The sequence below is a fragment of the Floricoccus penangensis genome, from assembly GCF_001832885.1.
Classification (GTDB): Bacteria; Bacillota; Bacilli; order Lactobacillales; family Streptococcaceae; genus Floricoccus; species Floricoccus penangensis.
In genome coordinates this window covers 269,624-288,363 of sequence record NZ_MKIQ01000027.1, presented here as the reverse complement: position 1 = coordinate 288,363, position 18,740 = coordinate 269,624, and the positions used below count along the sequence as shown (strand labels likewise).

Annotated in this window: 17 protein-coding genes and 1 pseudogene; 1 reads left to right on the top strand and 17 read right to left on the bottom strand. The window is 34.3% G+C overall.

All coding sequences use genetic code 11. The features are described 5' to 3' along the window. Window positions 1-122: 122 nt before the first annotated feature. The 12 genes and pseudogenes from BG262_RS06090 to fabZ (BG262_RS06035) form a co-directional block, all read right to left on the bottom strand. A complete protein-coding gene (locus BG262_RS06090; protein ID WP_070787980.1) occupies window positions 123-908 on the bottom strand; it encodes an acetyl-CoA carboxylase carboxyl transferase subunit alpha in 786 nt (261 codons plus the stop codon). Beyond that, window positions 901-1,776, bottom strand: a complete 876-nt coding sequence (accD, locus tag BG262_RS06085; protein WP_070787979.1) for an acetyl-CoA carboxylase, carboxyltransferase subunit beta — start codon at window positions 1,774-1,776, stop codon at window positions 901-903. Before accD ends, BG262_RS06090 begins: the two co-directional genes overlap by 8 nt. Window positions 1,777-1,794: 18 nt before the next feature. Continuing rightward, window positions 1,795-3,153 (bottom strand): annotated as a pseudogene (locus BG262_RS06080) (acetyl-CoA carboxylase biotin carboxylase subunit). An 11-nt stretch (window positions 3,154-3,164) separates the two neighbouring features. Beyond that, window positions 3,165-3,593 (bottom strand): 3-hydroxyacyl-ACP dehydratase FabZ, encoded by a 429-nt coding sequence (fabZ, locus tag BG262_RS06075; RefSeq protein WP_070787978.1) that lies wholly within the window; start codon window positions 3,591-3,593, stop codon window positions 3,165-3,167. Between the two features lie 2 nt (window positions 3,594-3,595). Further along, a complete protein-coding gene (gene accB, locus BG262_RS06070) occupies window positions 3,596-4,099 on the bottom strand; it encodes an acetyl-CoA carboxylase biotin carboxyl carrier protein (protein ID WP_070787977.1) in 504 nt (167 codons plus the stop codon). Further along, window positions 4,096-5,334: a beta-ketoacyl-ACP synthase II gene (fabF, locus tag BG262_RS06065; RefSeq protein ID WP_070787976.1), complete on the bottom strand. Its 1,239-nt coding sequence runs from the start codon at window positions 5,332-5,334 to the stop codon at window positions 4,096-4,098. Before fabF ends, accB begins: the two co-directional genes overlap by 4 nt. Before the next feature lie 11 nt (window positions 5,335-5,345). Further along, window positions 5,346-6,083, bottom strand: coding sequence for a 3-oxoacyl-[acyl-carrier-protein] reductase (fabG, locus tag BG262_RS06060; protein ID WP_070787975.1), 738 nt, complete (start codon window positions 6,081-6,083; stop codon window positions 5,346-5,348). A 7-nt stretch (window positions 6,084-6,090) separates the two neighbouring features. Beyond that, the gene (gene fabD, locus BG262_RS06055; protein WP_070787974.1) at window positions 6,091-7,011 is read right to left on the bottom strand and encodes an ACP S-malonyltransferase; all 921 of its coding nucleotides are present in this window, start codon (window positions 7,009-7,011) and stop codon (window positions 6,091-6,093) included. Between the two features lie 5 nt (window positions 7,012-7,016). After that, window positions 7,017-7,241, bottom strand: a complete 225-nt coding sequence (locus BG262_RS06050; protein WP_070787973.1) for an acyl carrier protein — start codon at window positions 7,239-7,241, stop codon at window positions 7,017-7,019. 21 nt (window positions 7,242-7,262) lie between these two features. After that, window positions 7,263-8,231, bottom strand: a complete 969-nt coding sequence (locus BG262_RS06045) for a beta-ketoacyl-ACP synthase III (RefSeq protein WP_070787972.1) — start codon at window positions 8,229-8,231, stop codon at window positions 7,263-7,265. A 3-nt stretch (window positions 8,232-8,234) separates the two neighbouring features. Next, a complete protein-coding gene (locus BG262_RS06040; RefSeq protein ID WP_070787971.1) occupies window positions 8,235-8,672 on the bottom strand; it encodes a MarR family winged helix-turn-helix transcriptional regulator in 438 nt (145 codons plus the stop codon). Between the two features lie 81 nt (window positions 8,673-8,753). After that, window positions 8,754-9,188: a 3-hydroxyacyl-ACP dehydratase FabZ gene (gene fabZ, locus BG262_RS06035; protein WP_070787970.1), complete on the bottom strand. Its 435-nt coding sequence runs from the start codon at window positions 9,186-9,188 to the stop codon at window positions 8,754-8,756. 139 nt (window positions 9,189-9,327) lie between these two features. Here fabZ (BG262_RS06035) and fabI point away from each other — a divergent pair, with 139 nt between their 5' ends. After that, window positions 9,328-10,083, top strand: a complete 756-nt coding sequence (fabI, locus tag BG262_RS06030; RefSeq protein ID WP_070787969.1) for an enoyl-ACP reductase FabI — start codon at window positions 9,328-9,330, stop codon at window positions 10,081-10,083. Window positions 10,084-10,152: 69 nt separating this feature from the next. Here the strand turns inward: fabI and BG262_RS06025 are convergent, their stop codons facing one another. The 5 genes from BG262_RS06025 to BG262_RS06005 all read right to left on the bottom strand — a co-directional run bounded on the left by BG262_RS06025 (window position 10,153) and on the right by BG262_RS06005 (window position 18,649). After that, window positions 10,153-10,455, bottom strand: coding sequence for a hypothetical protein (locus BG262_RS06025; protein WP_070787968.1), 303 nt, complete (start codon window positions 10,453-10,455; stop codon window positions 10,153-10,155). A 66-nt stretch (window positions 10,456-10,521) separates the two neighbouring features. Then, window positions 10,522-12,345: a translation elongation factor 4 gene (gene lepA / locus BG262_RS06020; RefSeq protein ID WP_070788089.1), complete on the bottom strand. Its 1,824-nt coding sequence runs from the start codon at window positions 12,343-12,345 to the stop codon at window positions 10,522-10,524. Between the two features lie 93 nt (window positions 12,346-12,438). Then, window positions 12,439-12,975 (bottom strand): GNAT family N-acetyltransferase, encoded by a 537-nt coding sequence (locus BG262_RS06015; RefSeq protein WP_070787967.1) that lies wholly within the window; start codon window positions 12,973-12,975, stop codon window positions 12,439-12,441. Then, window positions 12,972-13,328 (bottom strand): hypothetical protein, encoded by a 357-nt coding sequence (locus BG262_RS06010; protein WP_070787966.1) that lies wholly within the window; start codon window positions 13,326-13,328, stop codon window positions 12,972-12,974. The genes BG262_RS06015 and BG262_RS06010 overlap by 4 nt, the downstream gene beginning before the upstream one ends. A 101-nt stretch (window positions 13,329-13,429) precedes the next feature. Next, window positions 13,430-18,649 (bottom strand): S8 family serine peptidase, encoded by a 5,220-nt coding sequence (locus tag BG262_RS06005; protein ID WP_070787965.1) that lies wholly within the window; start codon window positions 18,647-18,649, stop codon window positions 13,430-13,432. Window positions 18,650-18,740: the final 91 nt, after the last annotated feature.

The window sequence follows — 18,740 nt, the reverse complement described above, 5'->3', positions numbered from 1 at the left end:
AGTCCAATTATTTCTAAATGTCATAGAATAATGTGATTAAATCAATTAATAAACAAGAAAAAACCAAAATAGTAATTACAATACAAGTTATATAATTACTATCTTGGTTATTAAATTAATATTTAATATTTCCTAAAACGTTCATACCTTTGTTCAAGAAGTTCTGTGCTTGATAAAGATCGAAGTTGACTTATTGCATTAATTAGCTCTTCTCTAACGTTTTTGATAAGGACATATTCACTTATTCTCATTCCATTTTTGGTTTCTGGAATTATCTTATCAATAATCGAAAGTTCCATAAGTTCATCTGGAGTCATCTTCATAATGTCAGCAGCCTCTTTGGCGCGTGAACTATCCTTCCATAAAATAGATGCAAATCCTTCAGGCGATAAAATAGAGTAGATAGAATTTTCAAGCATCCAAATTTGGTCAGCCTGAGCAAGTGCGAGTGCTCCACCACTTCCACCTTCACCAATTATAATAGAAAGAATGGGAACCTTTAAGGTGGACATTTCAAGTAGGTTACGTGCTATCGCTTCACCTTCTCCTCTTTCTTCAGCTTCTATACCACAGAAGGCCCCTGCAGTATTGATAAAATTAATAATTGGTCGATTAAACTTTTCAGCTTGTTTCATTAGACGCAATGATTTTCTATATCCTTCAGGGCTTGCTGAACCAAAGTTACGTTCAATATTCTCGGTTAAACTACGGCCTTTTTGCGTTCCAATGACAGATACTGGAATATCACCAAGCATAGCTACACCACCAACCATAGCCTTATCATCTCCATAATATCGATCACCATGAAACTCCATAAAATCTGTAAAAACTTGATTCATGAAATCTAAAGAAGTTAGTTTTGATTGTTCACGCGCTAATTTTAATATTTCATAAGCATTCTTAGTCATGATCAACCTCTTTTTCTTCTGTTGATGAATGGATCCTCAATAATTGAGATAAATATGCCTTCAATTCGTTACGACCAACTATTTGATCAATGAATCCATGCTCCATTAAAAATTCAGACCTTTGAAAGTCCGCAGGCAACTTTTGCTTAACAGTTTGTTCAATTACCCTACGGCCTGCAAAACCAATCAATGCTCGAGGTTCAGCAAGGATAATATCCCCTTCCATGGCAAAACTAGCTGTAACACCTCCAGTAGTCGGATCTGTAAGTACTGTTACATATAAAAGTCCAGCATCTGAGTGCCTCTTAACTGCTTGAGATATTTTTGACATCTGCATTAGTGACAAAATTCCTTCTTGCATCCTAGCACCACCAGACGCTGTGAAAAGGACAACAGGTAGTTTATCAGCAAGAGCTCTTTCAAAAAGACGAGTAATTTTCTCACCAACAACTGTTCCCATAGACCCCATGATAAAATTGGCATCCATAATACCTAAAGCAGTCTTATATCCTTTTATTGATGCTTGGCCTGTCCATACTGCATCCCTTAATCCAGTTGACTTTTGCGCTTTTGTTAGTTTTTCTTTGTATCCGGGGAAATTTAATGGATCTTTACTTTCCAATTCACTATCCCATTCTATAAAACCTTCATCGGCAATTAATTTCAAACGATTTTCAACTGACATTCGAAAATGATAACCACAGTTGGGACAAACTTGACTATTTTTCACTTCTAAATGATAAATCATTTGTTTACAAGATGGACATGACCACCAAATATCATCAGGAATCTTGTCACTTGCTTTTTGACTAGAAATAGGTGGATTTAGGCGAATATATTTTGCTTTTTTCTTTTTAAATAATCCCATAATTCCTCCTTATCTTAACTAAATTTTCCAGGTCGGTAAAAACTCCTCTTGAACAAATGCTGTATCATAGTCCCCACTGATAACCTTTTTATGATTAAGCAGAGCCCTTTGAAAGTCAACATTAGTCACTAGCCCATCTGTAACAACCTCATCAAGTGCTCTATTCATCTTCATCAAAGCTTGCTTGCGGTCCTTACCATACACAATAATTTTAGCAATCATTGAGTCATAAAATGGTGGAATTTCGTAACCATCATAGACTGCACTCTCCACCCTTAACCCCAAGTTACCACTTGGTAGAAAAAGATTTTCAATTTTTCCTGGACTAGGTGCAAAATTCAGCTTTGGATTTTCAGCATTAACACGACATTCAATGGCATGACCTGATAATTTAACATCATCTTGACTAACAGATAATTTCTCACCTGATGCAACTATCAATTGTTCATTTACAATGTCAATTCCAGTAACCATTTCAGTTACTGCATGCTCAACCTGAATTCTAGTATTCATTTCCATGAAATAGAAACTACCTGACTTATCCATCAAAAATTCTATGGTACCAGCACTCTCATAATCAACTGATTTTCCAGCCTGAACAGCAATCTTTCCAAGATACTCACGGTTATCTTCAGAAAGTTCATCGTATGGAGCTTCTTCAATTAATTTTTGATTATTTATTTGAAGTGAGCAATCTCTTTCTCCAAGCTGAATAACATTTCCAAAAGAATCTCCTAGAATTTGAACTTCAATATGTCTTGCTGGATAAATAATCTTTTCCATATACATTTCATCACTTGAAAATGCGGCTTTTGCTTCTTGCTGAGATGCGTTAAATTCTTTAGGTAATTATTCTTTGGAAAATACCTTTCGAATTCCTTTTCCACCACCGCCAGCAGCAGCCTTTAACATTACGGGATAACCAATCTCATCTGCTAGTTTCAAAGCTTCATCAACTGAAGAGATTGCACCATCGCTTCCAGGAATTACTGGAACTCCAGCTGCTTGCATTATTTTACGAGCATTGACTTTATTTCCCATCTCATCAATCGTTTTACTTTTGGGACCAATAAACTTAATTCCACATTCTTCACACATGAATGCAAAACGAGAATTTTCAGAGAGGAAACCAAAGCCTGGATGAATTGCTTCTGAATTTGTAACTAGGGCTGCTGATAAAATTTGCTGCTCATTGAGATATGAGTCACTCGCTCTTGCAGGACCGATGCAGATTGCTTCGTCAGCTAATTCAGTATGAAGGGCTTCACTATCAGCTTCTGAATAAACAGCCACTGTTGCAATTCCCATTTCTCGACAAGCTCGAATAATTCTTACCGCTATTTCACCACGGTTAGCAATTAATACTTTTTTAAACATAGCTACACCTCTTAGTTAATTGCGAAAGTTAATTCAGCCTCAGCAACTTTCTTTCCATCAACACGAGCAATCCCCTTACCAACACCAATATTTTCCTTAAGCTTTGTAAGTTCAACCTCAATAATCAATGTATCCCCTGGTGTGACCTTTTGACGAAACTTAGCTTTATCAATTGAAGCAAAATAGGCTGTTTTCCCCTTAAATTGGTCCATTGATAGAAGTAAAACTGCGCCTGCTTGGGCTATTGATTCAATAATCAAAACACCAGGCATTACTGGTTCATGAGGGAAATGTCCTTGGAAGAAAGGTTCATTAATAGTTACATTCTTTTTAGTTATAATTTTTTCTTGACCAACTATTTCTTCAACACGGTCAATTAAAAGCATTGGATAGCGATGAGGTATTATTTCTTTTATTTCTTGAATTGTTAATAGTGACATTTCTAACCTTTCTTAACACGAAATAGCGGCTGATTAAAGGCAACTACTTCTTCATTTTTAACAGCAATTTCAGTGATTATTCCTGAAATGTCTGATTGGATTTCATTCATCAACTTCATAGCTTCAACAATACAAACCGTTTCACCAACTTCCACCCTATCTCCAATTTCCTTAAATACTGGAGTATCAGGTGTTTTTTGAAGATAAACAACTCCAACCAATGGTGAAGTGATACTTGCTAAATCTTCTTTAGACTCTTCATTTTTACTTTCTTCAAGCTGATGAGGTTTTTCTACCTCTTGTTGAGCTGATTGTGTTAAATTCTCTACATTTTCACCTTTGTTTCCTGAAAGAGAATTACTTTTTTCAGGGTTAACAGGTAAAAAGTTAAGAGGATTATCTAGTTTTGACAGATGAAGATTAAAATCTCCTTCTTGCCAATGAAGTTCTGTTAGACTAGTTTGATCAAATTGTTCGATTAAGTCTTTTATAGATTTTATCTTCACTCTTCATCCCATCCCTTCATCAAAATTACAGCATTATGACCACCAAAACCAAGTGAATTACTCAAGGCATATCTAACACTGGCATTTTGGCTTTGATTTTTTACAATATTTAAGTCGATTTCTGGGTCCATATTTTCAATATTTATACTAGGTGGAAGAAATTGGTGCTCTAAAGCTTCAAGAAGCACGACTGCCTCTACACCACCTGCTGCACCGAGTAAATGACCTGTCATTGATTTTGTAGAAGAAACTGGAACCTTGCTTCCATATTCACCAAGACCATAATGGATGGCTGTTGCTTCACTTGAATCATTAGCTGGTGTACTAGTTCCATGTGCATTTACATAATCAACTTGTTCTGGCTCAATCCCTGCTTCATTGAGCGCAAATTTAATGGCTTTACCTGCACCTGACCCATCAGGATTTGGAGCAGTCATATGATATGCATCACAGTTTGCACCATACCCTACTACTTCAGCAATTATTTTTGCTCCGCGTTTTTGTGCGTGTTCAAGAGATTCTAAAACTAAAATCCCTGCACCTTCACCCATTACGAAACCATCACGCTCCTTATCAAATGGTCTTGAACCTTTGTCTTTGTCAGTTTGTCTACTTAAGGCCGTAAGTGATGCAAATCCTGCGATACCAATTTCACAGATTGTAGATTCAGCCCCGCCTGCTAATATTACGTCTGAATATCCATGCTTAATGTTTCGATAAGCTTCACCGATTGAATGTGTACCTGACGCACATGCTGTAACCGTACTGGTACAAATACCTTTTGCTCCTACTCGTAAAGCAATATTTCCTGCAACCATATTAACAATGGACATGGGTACAAATAATGGTGACACACGACTTGCACCTTTATCATTCATTCTACTTACCTGATCTTGAATTGTTGGAAGTCCTCCAATACCTGACCCAACCATAACACCAAAGCGATCTTGGTCAACAAGTTCTTTATCAAGATTTGCCATTTGAAGGGCATCAAGACTGGCATGAATTCCATATATTGAAAATAAATCCATTCGTTTGGCATCTTTTTTTGTAAAGTATTTTTCTAGCGGGAAGTCTTTGACCTCTCCAGCAAGGCTAACACCAGTATTAGTAGAATCAAAACGAGTAATTTTATCAATACCATTTGTTCCTTTTTTTAAACTTTCAAGGAAGTCTTCTTTATTATTTCCGATTGGCGATACAACGCCATACCCTGTAACTACAACTCTTTGCATTGTATACCTTTCTATCCGTTCATAACCATTCCGCCGTCAACATTTATCACTTGACCTGTAATATATGGACTTTTGGCTAAGAATACTGCAAGTTCAGCAACATCATCAACACTACCAAAACGATTCAGAGGAATTGTTGCCTTTATTTGCTCCTTAACATCATCTGAGAGAATATCTGTCATTTCAGTTTCAATGAAACCTGGTGCAATAGTATTGGATCTAACATTACGACTAGCGCCTTCTCTTGCCATGCTCTTAGACATTCCAATAATACCAGCCTTACTTGCTGCATAATTTGCCTGACCGAGATTACCAAGTTGTGCCGAAACACTTGATAAGTTAATGATGACGCCATATCTCTGCTTCATCATTTTTTTAAATATTTGTTGGCTTACATTAAATGTTCCCGTCAGATTTGTCGAGATTACATCATTAAAATCACTAGCCTTCATCCGTAGAAAAAGAGAATCTTTTGTAATGCCCGCATTATTAATCAAAATATCAATAGTGCCTAGCTGCTCTTCGACTTTTTTAAGCATATTTTCTACATCTTCGTAAGATGAAATATCTCCTGTAGCAGTAATACATTTAACGCCATTAGCTGCTATTTCATTTATCAAATCTTCTGAGATTTCAGAACGACCATTTAAAATAATATTTGCTCCTTCTTGGGCAAATTTTTTAGCAACTGCAAGTCCAATCCCTCTACTACTTCCTGTAACAAGAACTGTCTTATCTTTTAAATCCATATTATTTCTACCTCTCATAAGAATCTAAGAAATTTTGCAAAGATTTAAGATTCTCAATATTATAAGTTTCAAGATTTTTATCTATTTTTTTAACAAAAGATGTTAAAGTCTTTCCAGGTCCGATTTCAACAAAGCGTCCAACTCCTAGATTTATCATTTCATCAATTGTTTGATAGAACCGAACTGGAGACATTACCTGTCTGGCAAGTAAATCATCAAGTTGATCTTTCTGCATAATTTTGGCTTGAACGTTACCAATAATTGGTGTGCTCATTTCTTGCCATTTAATTTCGGAAAATATATTTGCAAGTTCTCTTGATACCGGCTCATAAACTTTTGTATGAAAGGGGCCACTAACGTTCAAGGGAATTATCTTTTTATAACCATCTTCTTTTAAGATAGCAACAAATTCATCAACTGCTTCACTTTTACCTCCGACCACAATCTGTTTGGGAGTATTATAATTTGCTACTGAAACAGGTCCGTCAACTTGTTCACATGCCTGTTCAATTATAGAAATTGGAGTATTTAAAACTGCTACCATTTTCCCAAAGTTTTTGGGTACGGCAGCAGACATTAAGTTACTTCTTTTTTTAACAAGCATTAGACCATTAGAAAAGTCAATAGCACCAGATGCCACAAGAGCAGAATATTCCCCAAGACTTAGTCCTGCAACATAGTCAGCCTCAATCTTGTTCTTTCTTAAAATGCTTAATATACCATTTGAAATGGTAAATACAGCAGGTTGAGTATATTCAGTTTCATTTAAAAGGTCATTTTCGGTAAAAACTATTTCTTTTAAATCATAGCCAAGAATATCACTGGCCTGATCGAATACTTTTCTGAACTCAGATTCATTTTGATAGAGATCAAGTCCCATACCAGCATATTGCGAACCCTGTCCACTAAATAGAAATGCTGTTTTCATAGCATTTACTTAATTGCCTTATCAACGTAAACAACTAAATCTTCAACAGTATTGATAGGTTCAGTTGTATCAATTTCAATATCAAATTCATCTTCAATCTCATTAATTACTTGGAAAATATCCAAAGAGTCCGCATCTAAATCTTTAGTAAAGTTAGTTTGAAGCGTAATATCTTCAGTATTTTTATCTAGTTCTTCAGCAATAATTTCTTGAATTTTTTCGAATGTCATAATAGTTTCTCCTATTTATTTCTATAATTTTATAAGTATGTTTCCCCAAGTCAGTCCTCCACCAAAAGCTGATAAAAGAATTTGTTGGCCACTTCCGAGGGTTAAAATTTCATTTTTAATGGCTTCATCCAACAAGATTGCTACTGATGCACTTGATGTATTGCCGTATTTTTCAATATTTTGTAAGAATTTTTCTCTAGGTTGTCCAATTTTCTTGGAAACTTGATCTAAAATCCTAGCATTTGCTTGGTGTAACAAATAGTAATCTATTTGCTCTGAATAATCTTTTATTGTTTTGCTTACATTACCTACTACAAATGAAAAAATTTGTCTTCCATTCATTGATAGCTTTTCAAAGGAATTTTCTTTACTTAATGAATCACTTTTAATCCAAGGATTAGTGACAGGTGATTTACCTGACTGTAAGCAATTTGCTTTTTTTCCCTGAGCATAAAGATTACTTGAAAGGATGTGCTGTTTTTGACTAGATTCCAGTATGACGCCTCCAGCACCGTCTCCAAAGAGAACTGCTGTCGAGCGATCTGACCAATCAACTGCCTTTGACATCACGTCTCCTGCAATGACCATGCCTCTTTTATTACTGCCACCAATCATTTTCTCAGCAACTGTTAAGGCATATACGAAACCAGAACATGCTGCTGAGACATCAATTGCCCAGGCATTTTTTGCTTCAATAGCACCTTGGACAATACAAGCAGTCGATGGACTCTGATAATCTGGAGTCATGCTTGCAACGATTATAAAATCTATATCACTTGCATCATAGCCTGATTCATCCAACAATTTTTTAGCTACTTCAATACACAAATCAGATGTATCTTGTCCTGTTGAAATATGTCGCTCCTTAATACCTGTTCGTGAATATATCCACTCATCATTTGTATCAAGTATTTGGCTAAGGTCATCATTGGTTACAACATTGTCAGGCGTGTAGGATGCAGTTGCAATTATTTTTGCAAATTGTCCCATTATTTACTCCTTGATTAAGAATGAATGAAGATTTTTTAAGCCACTTGTTAGGGCTGAAACTTCATCATCACTCATGCCTTCAATCACTTGATTTATCATTTTATAGTGAAATGATTCATGGGCACGATAGACAAGACGACCTTTTTTGGTTAAACCAAGTTTTACAACTCGCTTGTCATCCTCACTTCTTAATCTTTCAACGTATCCTTTTTTAACGAGCTTATCAATCGCCGTAGTGAGTGTTCCTAAGGTTACCGAAAGTTCTTTTGCAACATCAGTTGCTGTTTTCTTTTTATACATACCTATCTTATCGATAGTATGAATTTCTTTTATTGATAAATCACTGAAGTTCTCAGCCTTGAGCTGTTTCTCTTCTAAATCAATAATATCGTTATAAACGATAACTAGTAGTTCATTTATTTGTTTTAATTCAGGTGACATTTTTTTATCCTTCATAATTTTTATTCAAATTACTTTGATAATCAAACTATAAATTATTTATAAAAAAAATGCAAGTAAAATTTATTTGTCTCCGACAATAAATGTAAATTGACATGTTACTTTATTTTCACCATTCACTGTAGCCCAGGCATTTGCAGTACCAACACTACCTTTTATTTTTATTATTTCAAAATGTAAATCCATAATATCATTTGGTCTTACTTGGTCAATAAATTCAACTTTGTTAAAACCACCAATATATGCAGTCTTACCCAAAAACTCAGGTGATTTCAATATTAATATTGAACCTGCTTGTGCAAGTGTTTCAACTATCAAAAGACCTGGCATAAAAGCATCTTCAAAAGAATTTTTGAAAAAATCCTCGTTGTTGCTTACGTTCTTTCTTGCAACAATTTTTTTACCAGCATCTATTGACATTACACTATCAATATACAAAATGGGATATCTATTTGGAATTGTATCTAAAATATCTTTTCTGGTTAATATTTCATTCACAAAATGTCCTCCTTAATTTTATGAATACAAAAATATCATAGATTAAAAAAAAAATCAAGCAAAATTTAATTTGACAATCAAAGTATTTTATTTAATAATATTCATGTTTAGAAAATTAAAAATGAAATTAGGAGATCTTATGGGATTCTTAGATGGAAAAAAAATAGTAGTTATGGGTGTAGCCAACAAAAAGAGTATTGCTTGGGGTTGTGCCAAGGCACTTATGGACCAAGGAGCTCAAGTAATCTATACCTACCAAAATGAACGAATGAAAAAATTAGTTGTAAAATTATTAGGAACAGAAGCATTCTTAGTAGAATGTGATGTGGCTTCAGATGAAAGCATAGCTACTGCTTTTACTACAATCAAAGAAGAATACGGAAATATTGATGGACTAGTTCATGCCATTGCATACGCAAATAAAGAGGATCTAGCAGGTTCAGTCGTTGATATCAGCCGCGATGGATTTTCACTTGCTCAAGATATATCTGCCTACTCTCTAATTGCTGTCTCTAAGGCTGCTCAGCCTATCTTAAATGATAATGCAGGAATTGTAACTCTAACTTATTTAGGAGCTGAACGAGCGGTTCCAAATTATAATATGATGGGGATTGCAAAAGCTGCCTTAGAAGCAAGTGTACGCTATCTAGCTGCTGATTTATCACCCCAAAATATTCGAGTCAATGCAATTTCAGCTGGTGCAATCAAAACACTAGCGGTTTCTGGTGTAAAAGACTACCAAAAACTAATTGAAGTCTCAAAAGATCGTACACCAAGCAAGGTCGGTGTTACCATTGAAGAGGTTGGAAATGCCTGTGCCTTCCTAATTAGCCCTCTTTCAAGCGGTATTATTGGAGAAGTAATATTTGTTGATAAAGGAGTGCATCTTTCATAAATATAAATTTTCAAAATAGACACTGATTAGACTTTATAACGCAAAAAAATAGCTCTTATTTTTAAGGGACTATTTTTTCTTTGTGAAAGTTGCAATATTTGTCATGCCAAGCATACCTTTTTTAGCAACTTGTTGAAATTTCATTTCTTTGTTTGATACCTTTTCAATAATATATCTGGTACCATTCTTTACCGAAGCAAATATTATTTGATTTTCATCTTCTGATTCGATAATTATATTTTTATTGAACCCTAAGTCCTCATCTGTCATTATCCATTCATCATCATTCTTAGAAAACCTATAGCTAGTTTCCCATTCTTTACAATACCATGAACCAATAAGCCAGTTATCAGATCCTTCAAAATTTTCCATAATACACTTCTCCAATTTATTTATAAGTTCTTTAAAAAATCACTTCCGAAAAAGTGATTTTTTATTTTATTCTTCATCCATGCTAAGTACGCTCAAGAAGGCTTCTTGCGGTACTTCTACACTTCCGATTGATTTCATACGTTTCTTACCTGCTTTTTGTTTTTCAAGCAGTTTTCTCTTACGTGATACGTCACCACCATAACACTTAGCAAGTACGTTTTTACGTAGAGCTTTAATATCAGATCTTGCCACAATTTTATGCCCGATTGCTGCTTGAATTGGCACTTCAAATTGTTGACGAGGAATGATTTTCTTCAGTTTTTCTACAATTAATTTTCCACGCTCGTAAGCAAAATCCTTATGCACGATAAATGACAGAGCATCAACCTTCTCACCATTCAATAGAATATCCATTTTAACCAAGCGGCTTGGACGGTATTCGCTTATCTCGTAGTCAAAACTTGCGTAGCCTTTAGTAGAACTTTTTAGCTTATCGAAGAAATCATAAACGATTTCTGATAGTGGAATTTGATAGATTATGTTAACTCGGTTGTCGTCAATATAATCCATTGTTACAAACTCACCACGCTTACGCTGAGCAAGGTCCATAACGGCTCCGACGTAGTCTGACGGTACCATGATTTGTGCCTTCACGAATGGTTCTTCAATGTTTTCAATTTTAGTTGGGTCAGGGAATTCACTAGGGTTAGAAACTATGATATTTTCCCCATCTGTTGTATTGACTTTATAGATAACACTTGGTGCTGTCATGATAAGGTCAAGGTTAAATTCACGCTCCAAACGTTCTTGGATAACGTCCATATGAAGAAGACCCAAGAATCCACAACGGAAACCAAAACCAAGGGCTTGAGATGTTTCAGGCTCAAAAGTTAAACTTGCATCGTTTAATTGAAGTTTTTCAAGGGCTTCACGAAGGTCATTATAGCGATTGCTATCAATTGGATAAAGACCACAGAATACCATTGGATTTAATTTCTTATATCCATCTAGTGGCTCAGAAGCAGGGTTATCAGCAAGAGTTACAGTATCCCCTACACGAGTGTCAGCAACTGTCTTAATTGCAGCTGCGACGTAACCAACGTCTCCAGCCATCAAATAATCGCGTCCAACTGCTTTAGGAGTAAAAATTCCAACTTCTGTTACATCAAAAGTTTTTCCATTGCTCATCATTTGGATTTTATCTCCTGGTTTAACAACACCATCCATGACACGGATATTAAGGATAACTCCACGATAAGCATCATAAACAGAGTCAAAAATCAAAGCCTTAAGAGGTGCTTCAACATCACCTTCTGGTGCAGGAACTTTTTCAACGATTTGCTCAAGAATCTCTTCAATTCCGATTCCTGCTTTTGCACTAGCAAGAACGGCATCACTAGCATCAAGACCGATTACATCTTCAATCTCAGTACGTACACGTTCTGGATCAGCAGCTGGTAGGTCAATCTTGTTAATTACTGGCAAAATTTCAAGATCATTATCTAAGGCTAAATAAACATTAGCCATCGTTTGAGCTTCAATCCCTTGTGCAGCATCTACAACAAGAACTGCACCTTCACAGGCAGCAAGAGAACGCGATACTTCATAAGTAAAGTCAACGTGCCCTGGTGTGTCTATAAGGTGGAAAATGTACGTTTCACCATCTTTTGCAGTGTAATTAAGTTCAATAGCATTCAACTTAATTGTTATTCCACGCTCACGTTCCAAATCCATTGAATCAAGCAATTGGTTTTGCATTTCACGCTTTGAAACTGTTTGAGTTTGCTCCAAAATACGGTCAGCCAAAGTCGATTTACCATGGTCAATATGCGCAATGATTGAGAAGTTACGAATCTTCTTCTGACGCTCTTTTAATTCATTAATATTTATATTAGACATTTAATTTCCTCATCACTTTTTGATAATCGTTTTATTATACCATAATTTACCATCAAAAAGCACTATCACTAGTGCTTAAAATCATTATTCAGACATATTATGAGAGTTACTATTTTCAACCTTAAACAAAAAATGTGGCATATCAATTCCCTTGTAGGACTTATTAAAAATCCTATCGACAGTCATTCCATTTCTAATGGCGACATTCATAGAGGTAATATTATTATTTCTAACAGTAGATACAACTTCTCTAACCTTCAATTCATTAAATGCATATTCTTTCACAGCACGCGCAGCTTCTACAGCATATCCATTATGCCACTCATCAAAAATCAAGTGGTAGCCAATTTCTTTATAAATCTCACCTTCTACTTCCTGATTAGTAAGACCACATTCGCCTATAACTTTTCCGTCATTTTTTAGCTCAATTGCCCATAAACCATATCCATTTTTCTTATATGATTCTAGATTCCACTCTAACCACAAAGCAATACGATCATCTGAAAATACTCCTTCGTAGGCATACATGACCCTATTATCCCCTAGAAAAAATTTTAAATATTTTTCATCTCCTAGTTCCCATTCTCTTAATATTAGTCTTTCGGTCTCTAAAATTTTCATTTTTTATTCCATATCCAAAATTTCTCAAAAATTTGTCTGTACAATTTAAACATACGATTTGAGTTTTTAATTATACCCTTACTTAATTCTTCACTTTTACTTTGAAAGTTTGAAAAAACTTCTTTGGGTGCTTTTAAATCTTCCTTGATAAATTTACTTTCTTTTACAGATATAGTTTTTTCACTATCATTTTCTATATAGGCTTGAGCTTCTTCTTTATAATCTTCAAATCCATAATTTTCATCATAGGTAGGATCGTCAAAATTAAAATTCCCAAAATCATATTCACCATATTTCCCTGGTAATAATCCTCTTTTTATCTGTTCATTATAAGAATTCTTTTTCTTTTCCATAATTTTCACCTTATATATTCTTTTAATAATTATATCAAAAATATCTATATAAATGCTAAAACCCTCAGACTAGTGTGCCGAGGGTTTTTAAATATTATCTTTTAATTTTGTGAATCATCATCAGATTCATCTTTGTCTTTTTTGCGTTTGTAGTAAAATAATCCACCAGCTAAAGCTATTATACCTGCTCCTACTGTTGCCCAAAGTGCTTTTTCTTCACCAGTGCTTGGTAAATTCTTTCTTAAAGATGAGTTGTTTTTGTTTACACCCTTTCCAGAATTTCCGTTACTTCCACCGCTTACATTATTTCCGATAATACCAATTGGTTCCTGAGAGCCAGGTTCTTCTTTTTCTTTATTATCTTTGTACTCCCCATTTTCACCTGGTTTAGGAACTGGTTTTGCTTTTCCACCACCAGGTTTTGGAATTGGTGTTGGTTTTTGATTAGTTGATTTTATTGAAATTTTTGTAGAGGTTACTTCACTTTCATTTCCTGCCTTATCGAATGTCTTAACTCGAATCACAGTATCCTTCTTAATTTCAAAAGGTTTATCATATACTTGCCAAGTTTTTCCATCATCTAAGCTATATTTTACTTTTGTTATTTCATCTTTTGAATCAACACCAAGTTCAACAGTAACTTTTTCCTTATCTTTATCAACAATCAGATTAACAGTTGGATTTCCTGCAATCGCAGTACGGATATTCTTCACTTCAAAAGTAGAAACTGATGATTCGTTTCCATATTTATCTTTATATTGGAAGTAGTAAGTTCCATTTTCTACTACAGATAGATCATTTGGCACTTCTGTCCAAGTTTTATTATCAATTGAGTAATAAAGAACAGGTTTTTCAAAATTACCAGCAGCATCTTTTACTGCTTGATAATTACCTGATGAAAGAATAAGAGGTTTGTTAGTCCACTCAGTATTACTAGATGAAATACTTGGTGCCTCAATATTTTTCTTGTGGTGACTTACTGTAAAATCGAGTTGTGTTTTATTTCGAAGCTCATCAACTAAAAGTGCAGTCATTTTAGAAGTATCTTCTTCAAGTATATCAACATTATAATTTACATCTACTGCAGGTTTTCCAGCAAAGAATTTTTCATTAAATACTTCGTAAGCCTTATCACTATATACGTGGCTATTATTAATTGCAAAATTATAACCAGATAAATTATCTGTAATAGTTGCTTTTACAGTGTAAGGATTTGAGTTTGTATAAGCAGCTAATTTACCATTGTGCTCTTCCATACCTTTAAGTTGAAGACTTGGTAACTTATCATCGACCCATATTTGATATGAATAATTAACAAGAGGACGACCATTATTTAATTTATCATCTTGAACATATGCTTGAAGTCTATACGTTCCAGTAGATATATTCTTCAATTGGTAAGTAAATTGAAGAGTGTTTGGGTCATAATTTACTTGTTCTCCATTAAGGGTAAAGTTACTAACAGGATATGCTAACTTACCTGTAATACTTAAAGTCTTAGCTGATTTATCATATTGTTTACTTTCAGTATTAATCAGCATTAACCCTGAATCTAAATTATCAAAACTTAAGACATCTGAACTTAATGATGTGCTACCTGATGAATTAATCGTTACACCTACATATGTCTCATTTCCAACTTCATTTGAAGCTACTACATAATATAAATTATCTCCATAATTGAGTTTAACCTCTTTACTAAAATTACCGGATTCATCAACCTCAACAGGGATTTGTTCTTTTGTATTTGGATTATAAAGAATTACATCACTAGCATCTTTAACATTACCAGAAATAGTATATTTATCACTTGTTGTATTAATTAGACTATTTTCACCTAATCCATTAACTGTAACTTCTGGTCCCACAATATTTACATTTACAGCAATTTTAGAAATTTCTTTTTCACCTGATTTATCTTCTGAAAAAATTACTTCTTTTGTAGAATTTGTTAGAGGGATTGAAACCTTAAATAGTCCATTTCCATCAGTTTTCGTTTCAACTCCATTTACAAATATTGTCGTATTTTCTTTATAGCTACCTGTTATTTCGAAGGTTTTATTTTCTTCATTAAAGCCAGCAGTAGCTTGATTAATTGAATCACCATCTGCGATATTATAGACTAGTAAACTGTCTTTGGTAGTTTCATAGATAGTTGAGGCATAAGTTGAATTTCCAGCATTATCACTAATAGCAAGTTCAATATTATTTTTCCCTTTTTCAAAGTAATCAGTAAATGATTGAACTGATTCGTAGGTATCACCTTTTTTGGTAACTTCAATTGTTGTTTTTTGACCATTTAAGGAAATAGCTACTACTCCTTCATTCAATCCAGAAAGTTCATCACTAGCTTGGAAAACAATGTTACCATTTTTATTAACACTTAGTTTATCCAATTTTGGAGCAGTATTGTCAACTATGATTGGAATATATGTAGTTTGATCTGCGCCTCCTGTTCTTGGACTTACTGTTACTTTATACTTATATTGCCCATCTTTTACCTGAATATCTTTACCAGTCTTTTTATCAAATACTTCGCCACTCCAAGTTGCCTCTGTTACTGTATGGTTACTCCATTTACCACTTGAATAGTAGTCTTTGTGTCCACTATTATCGATTGCAAGTTCCCGAATTGTCTTATCTTTATCGTCTACAATTTCATATTTTGCTTCATTGAAATTTTTATTAAAGTAAAGAACTGGTACTGCATAATCTTGAACATTATCTTTATTATTAGGTGAAATAGCAATTCTTTTTGGATCAACATTAGATTTGCCATCTTTATCTTTTCCAATACCTAAAACATAGTTATTATCGGAAATTAAGTAGCCAGACTGACTTGGAGCTGAGTGTCCATCTTCGTATACTAATGGGTCAATAATCTTGCCTGAATCATATTTACCGAAAAATCCCATGTATGGAATAACAAGGTTTGGAACATTAACACCATCAAAGCCTACAAAACCTTCAACAAATTGATTCTCAGCAAAATCATACGGCAAAGTAACTGTTAATGTAACGTCTTTTGATTCACCAGCTTTAATCGTAAGCTTGTTACTATCAGTCTTTATACTTGCCTTTTCAATTTTTGTATCGTAAATTTCTTTATTTTCATCAGTTTTTTGAGTATAAACTCCACCATAATCATTGAAGGCATATGTTTCATCCTTAGAACCATTGTTTTTCAAGGTAACAGTAAAAGTTGATGAGCGACCAATTTCCCTAAGGGTAATTGTTCCATTTCCATCTGCTTTGTTAACTAAGCTAACATTGTTCTCAATCGCAGCAGCAACATTAATTTGTCCTGCTCCTTGTCTTCTAGGAGAAATTATTTCTTTCGTATGGTCAAGATCAATTATTGGAACAGATGTAGATAAAGCCGAGTTTTTAGCAAATTTAACTAGTTCTGATCCACTTAGATTTAGATTTTTTTGTTTGATTGCTTGTAATATCAGTGCCTCAGATCCAGCAACAAAAGGAGCTGCCATCGAAGTACCACTCATGTTTTGATATTTATTATCATTAGCCAACGAATAAATATTTCCGCCAGGCGCAGAAATTTCAGGTTTAAAATTCAATTCTGGTGTTGGTCCCCACGAACTAAAGTCAGACATCCTTCCTGCTTCAACATTATTGATTGCTGCCATGTTGAAATCAAAGGCAACTTTTTTTCCTGATTTTGCAGTCTCTACTAATTTTTCTCCATCAACTTTTGAAAAGCCTAGTGTTGGAAATTCCTTGTCGTCTAGACTCATTGATACTAAACCATCAGCGTTATTATAAATAACGACAGCAACAGCACCATTATCCTTGGCATGTTTTACCTTTTCAGTAAATGTAATAGCTCCACGTGAAATTAAGGCAATATTTCCTTTTAATTCTTCTTTCTTATCTTTGGTGTAATCATCTTCGGTACCTAAACCTAAATCAATTAATTTATGTCCAGATTTCAAAATACTGTAATCTGATTCTGCTTGAGTGAATACAGTTGTTGAACCATCATTTAAATCAGGTACTGAATCAAATTTTACTAAACCTTTTATCTCCTTGATAGTTTTAATCTTAACCTTTGAATTTTCAGATGATGCAACTGTTAGAGCCTCTGGAGTTACACCAGGACTACCTGTTGTACTCAATTCTGGTGTATCAAATTGATTCTTTGGATTACCATCCCCTGTTGAACCACTTGTTCCACTATTTCCAGCAGAAATTACAGAAATCACTCCTGCATCACTAGCTTTTTTGATTGCTTGTGATTGAGGATCATCAATATCAGTATTAGCTGTGACTGATCCTAAACTCATATTGATAACATCTGCTCCAAGTTTCACCGAATCTTCAATTGCAGCTATGACATCATCACTAAAACATCCTTTATAGTCTGTGTTATTTGAGAATACTTTCATTGCTAATAGTTGAGCCTCTGGCGCAACACCTTTAACATTACCGTTTGATGCTGCAATACCTGCAACGTGTTGACCATGCATACTGCCTGTTGTATCGACAATATCAGTACTTCCATCTGCATAGTTATAACCAAAAGGTACTTTTTCTGTAAAATATTTACCTTTCCCAAGTGCAGCCGCTGAATCTTTATTCAAACGTCCACTACTTTTATCTGATAAGTACAAATCTTTATGGCTTGAGTCTATACCAGTATCAATAATAGAAACAACCATTCCTTCACCCTTAAGTTGATGTTCTTCCCAGACTTTTTGAACTTGTCCAAGGGAATTTGCATCAGCATCAGTCGGATAATAGACTTGTGCAGGTGTAACTGCCAATACTCCATTTAAATCTTTTATTTTATCATAATCCGCTAATTTAATATCAATTGAAAATCCATTTACAAGATATCCAAATGAGCGACGAGCTTTTGCACCCGCAATTTTTTCAACCTCACTCTTAACAGATTTTTGATTCCCTTTCACAGAATCAATTTCTTTCTCAATTTTTTCAATAGACCTTTTATTTCCACTACTTGTTCCAACCTTATCAATAGCAGCATTTTTCCCTAATTGAACAATTACACGGATTTTTTGATTCTGATCAATTTCTGTTTCGGAACCACCTTCTTTAATAATTCCTTCAAGTTTCAGCTGTTCCTTCACTGCATCATAAAATGATTTGGTATTATCTTCATTTTTTAATTGACTCTGATTTTGAAGATACTCTTTTAATGCTTTCTCATCTTTCTCAGATGATACTGAACTTTCTTTATTACTATCCTCAGCATAAACTGTTGCAGCTTGTAGTATGGGGGTTGATAATAGCAAAAAACTTGCAGCAATAATTGCTGACTTCTTAAACTCTTTTTTCAACAAATTTCTCCTATTCCTCTGAAAATTATTTCAACTCACTAAATATTTTAAATATATACAATTATCAGATAATTGTTTCCAGAAATTATAA

Coding starts and splice junctions, on each gene's coding strand:
- BG262_RS06010 (WP_070787966.1), bottom strand. CDS start 13,328: ATGGAAAAGAAAAAGAATTCTTATAATGAACAGATAAAAAGAGGATTA.
- accD (WP_070787979.1), bottom strand. CDS start 1,776: ATGGGATTATTTAAAAAGAAAAAAGCAAAATATATTCGCCTAAATCCA.
- fabZ (WP_070787978.1), bottom strand. CDS start 3,593: ATGTCACTATTAACAATTCAAGAAATAAAAGAAATAATACCTCATCGC.
- BG262_RS06040 (WP_070787971.1), bottom strand. CDS start 8,672: ATGTCACCTGAATTAAAACAAATAAATGAACTACTAGTTATCGTTTAT.
- BG262_RS06015 (WP_070787967.1), bottom strand. CDS start 12,975: ATGAAAATTTTAGAGACCGAAAGACTAATATTAAGAGAATGGGAACTA.
- fabD (WP_070787974.1), bottom strand. CDS start 7,011: ATGAAAACAGCATTTCTATTTAGTGGACAGGGTTCGCAATATGCTGGT.
- fabG (WP_070787975.1), bottom strand. CDS start 6,083: ATGGATTTAAAAGATAAGACAGTTCTTGTTACAGGAAGTAGTAGAGGG.
- BG262_RS06050 (WP_070787973.1), bottom strand. CDS start 7,241: ATGACATTCGAAAAAATTCAAGAAATTATTGCTGAAGAACTAGATAAA.
- fabF (WP_070787976.1), bottom strand. CDS start 5,334: ATGCAAAGAGTTGTAGTTACAGGGTATGGCGTTGTATCGCCAATCGGA.
- BG262_RS06090 (WP_070787980.1), bottom strand. CDS start 908: ATGACTAAGAATGCTTATGAAATATTAAAATTAGCGCGTGAACAATCA.
- fabI (WP_070787969.1), top strand. CDS start 9,328: ATGGGATTCTTAGATGGAAAAAAAATAGTAGTTATGGGTGTAGCCAAC.
- BG262_RS06045 (WP_070787972.1), bottom strand. CDS start 8,231: ATGGGACAATTTGCAAAAATAATTGCAACTGCATCCTACACGCCTGAC.
- BG262_RS06025 (WP_070787968.1), bottom strand. CDS start 10,455: ATGGAAAATTTTGAAGGATCTGATAACTGGCTTATTGGTTCATGGTAT.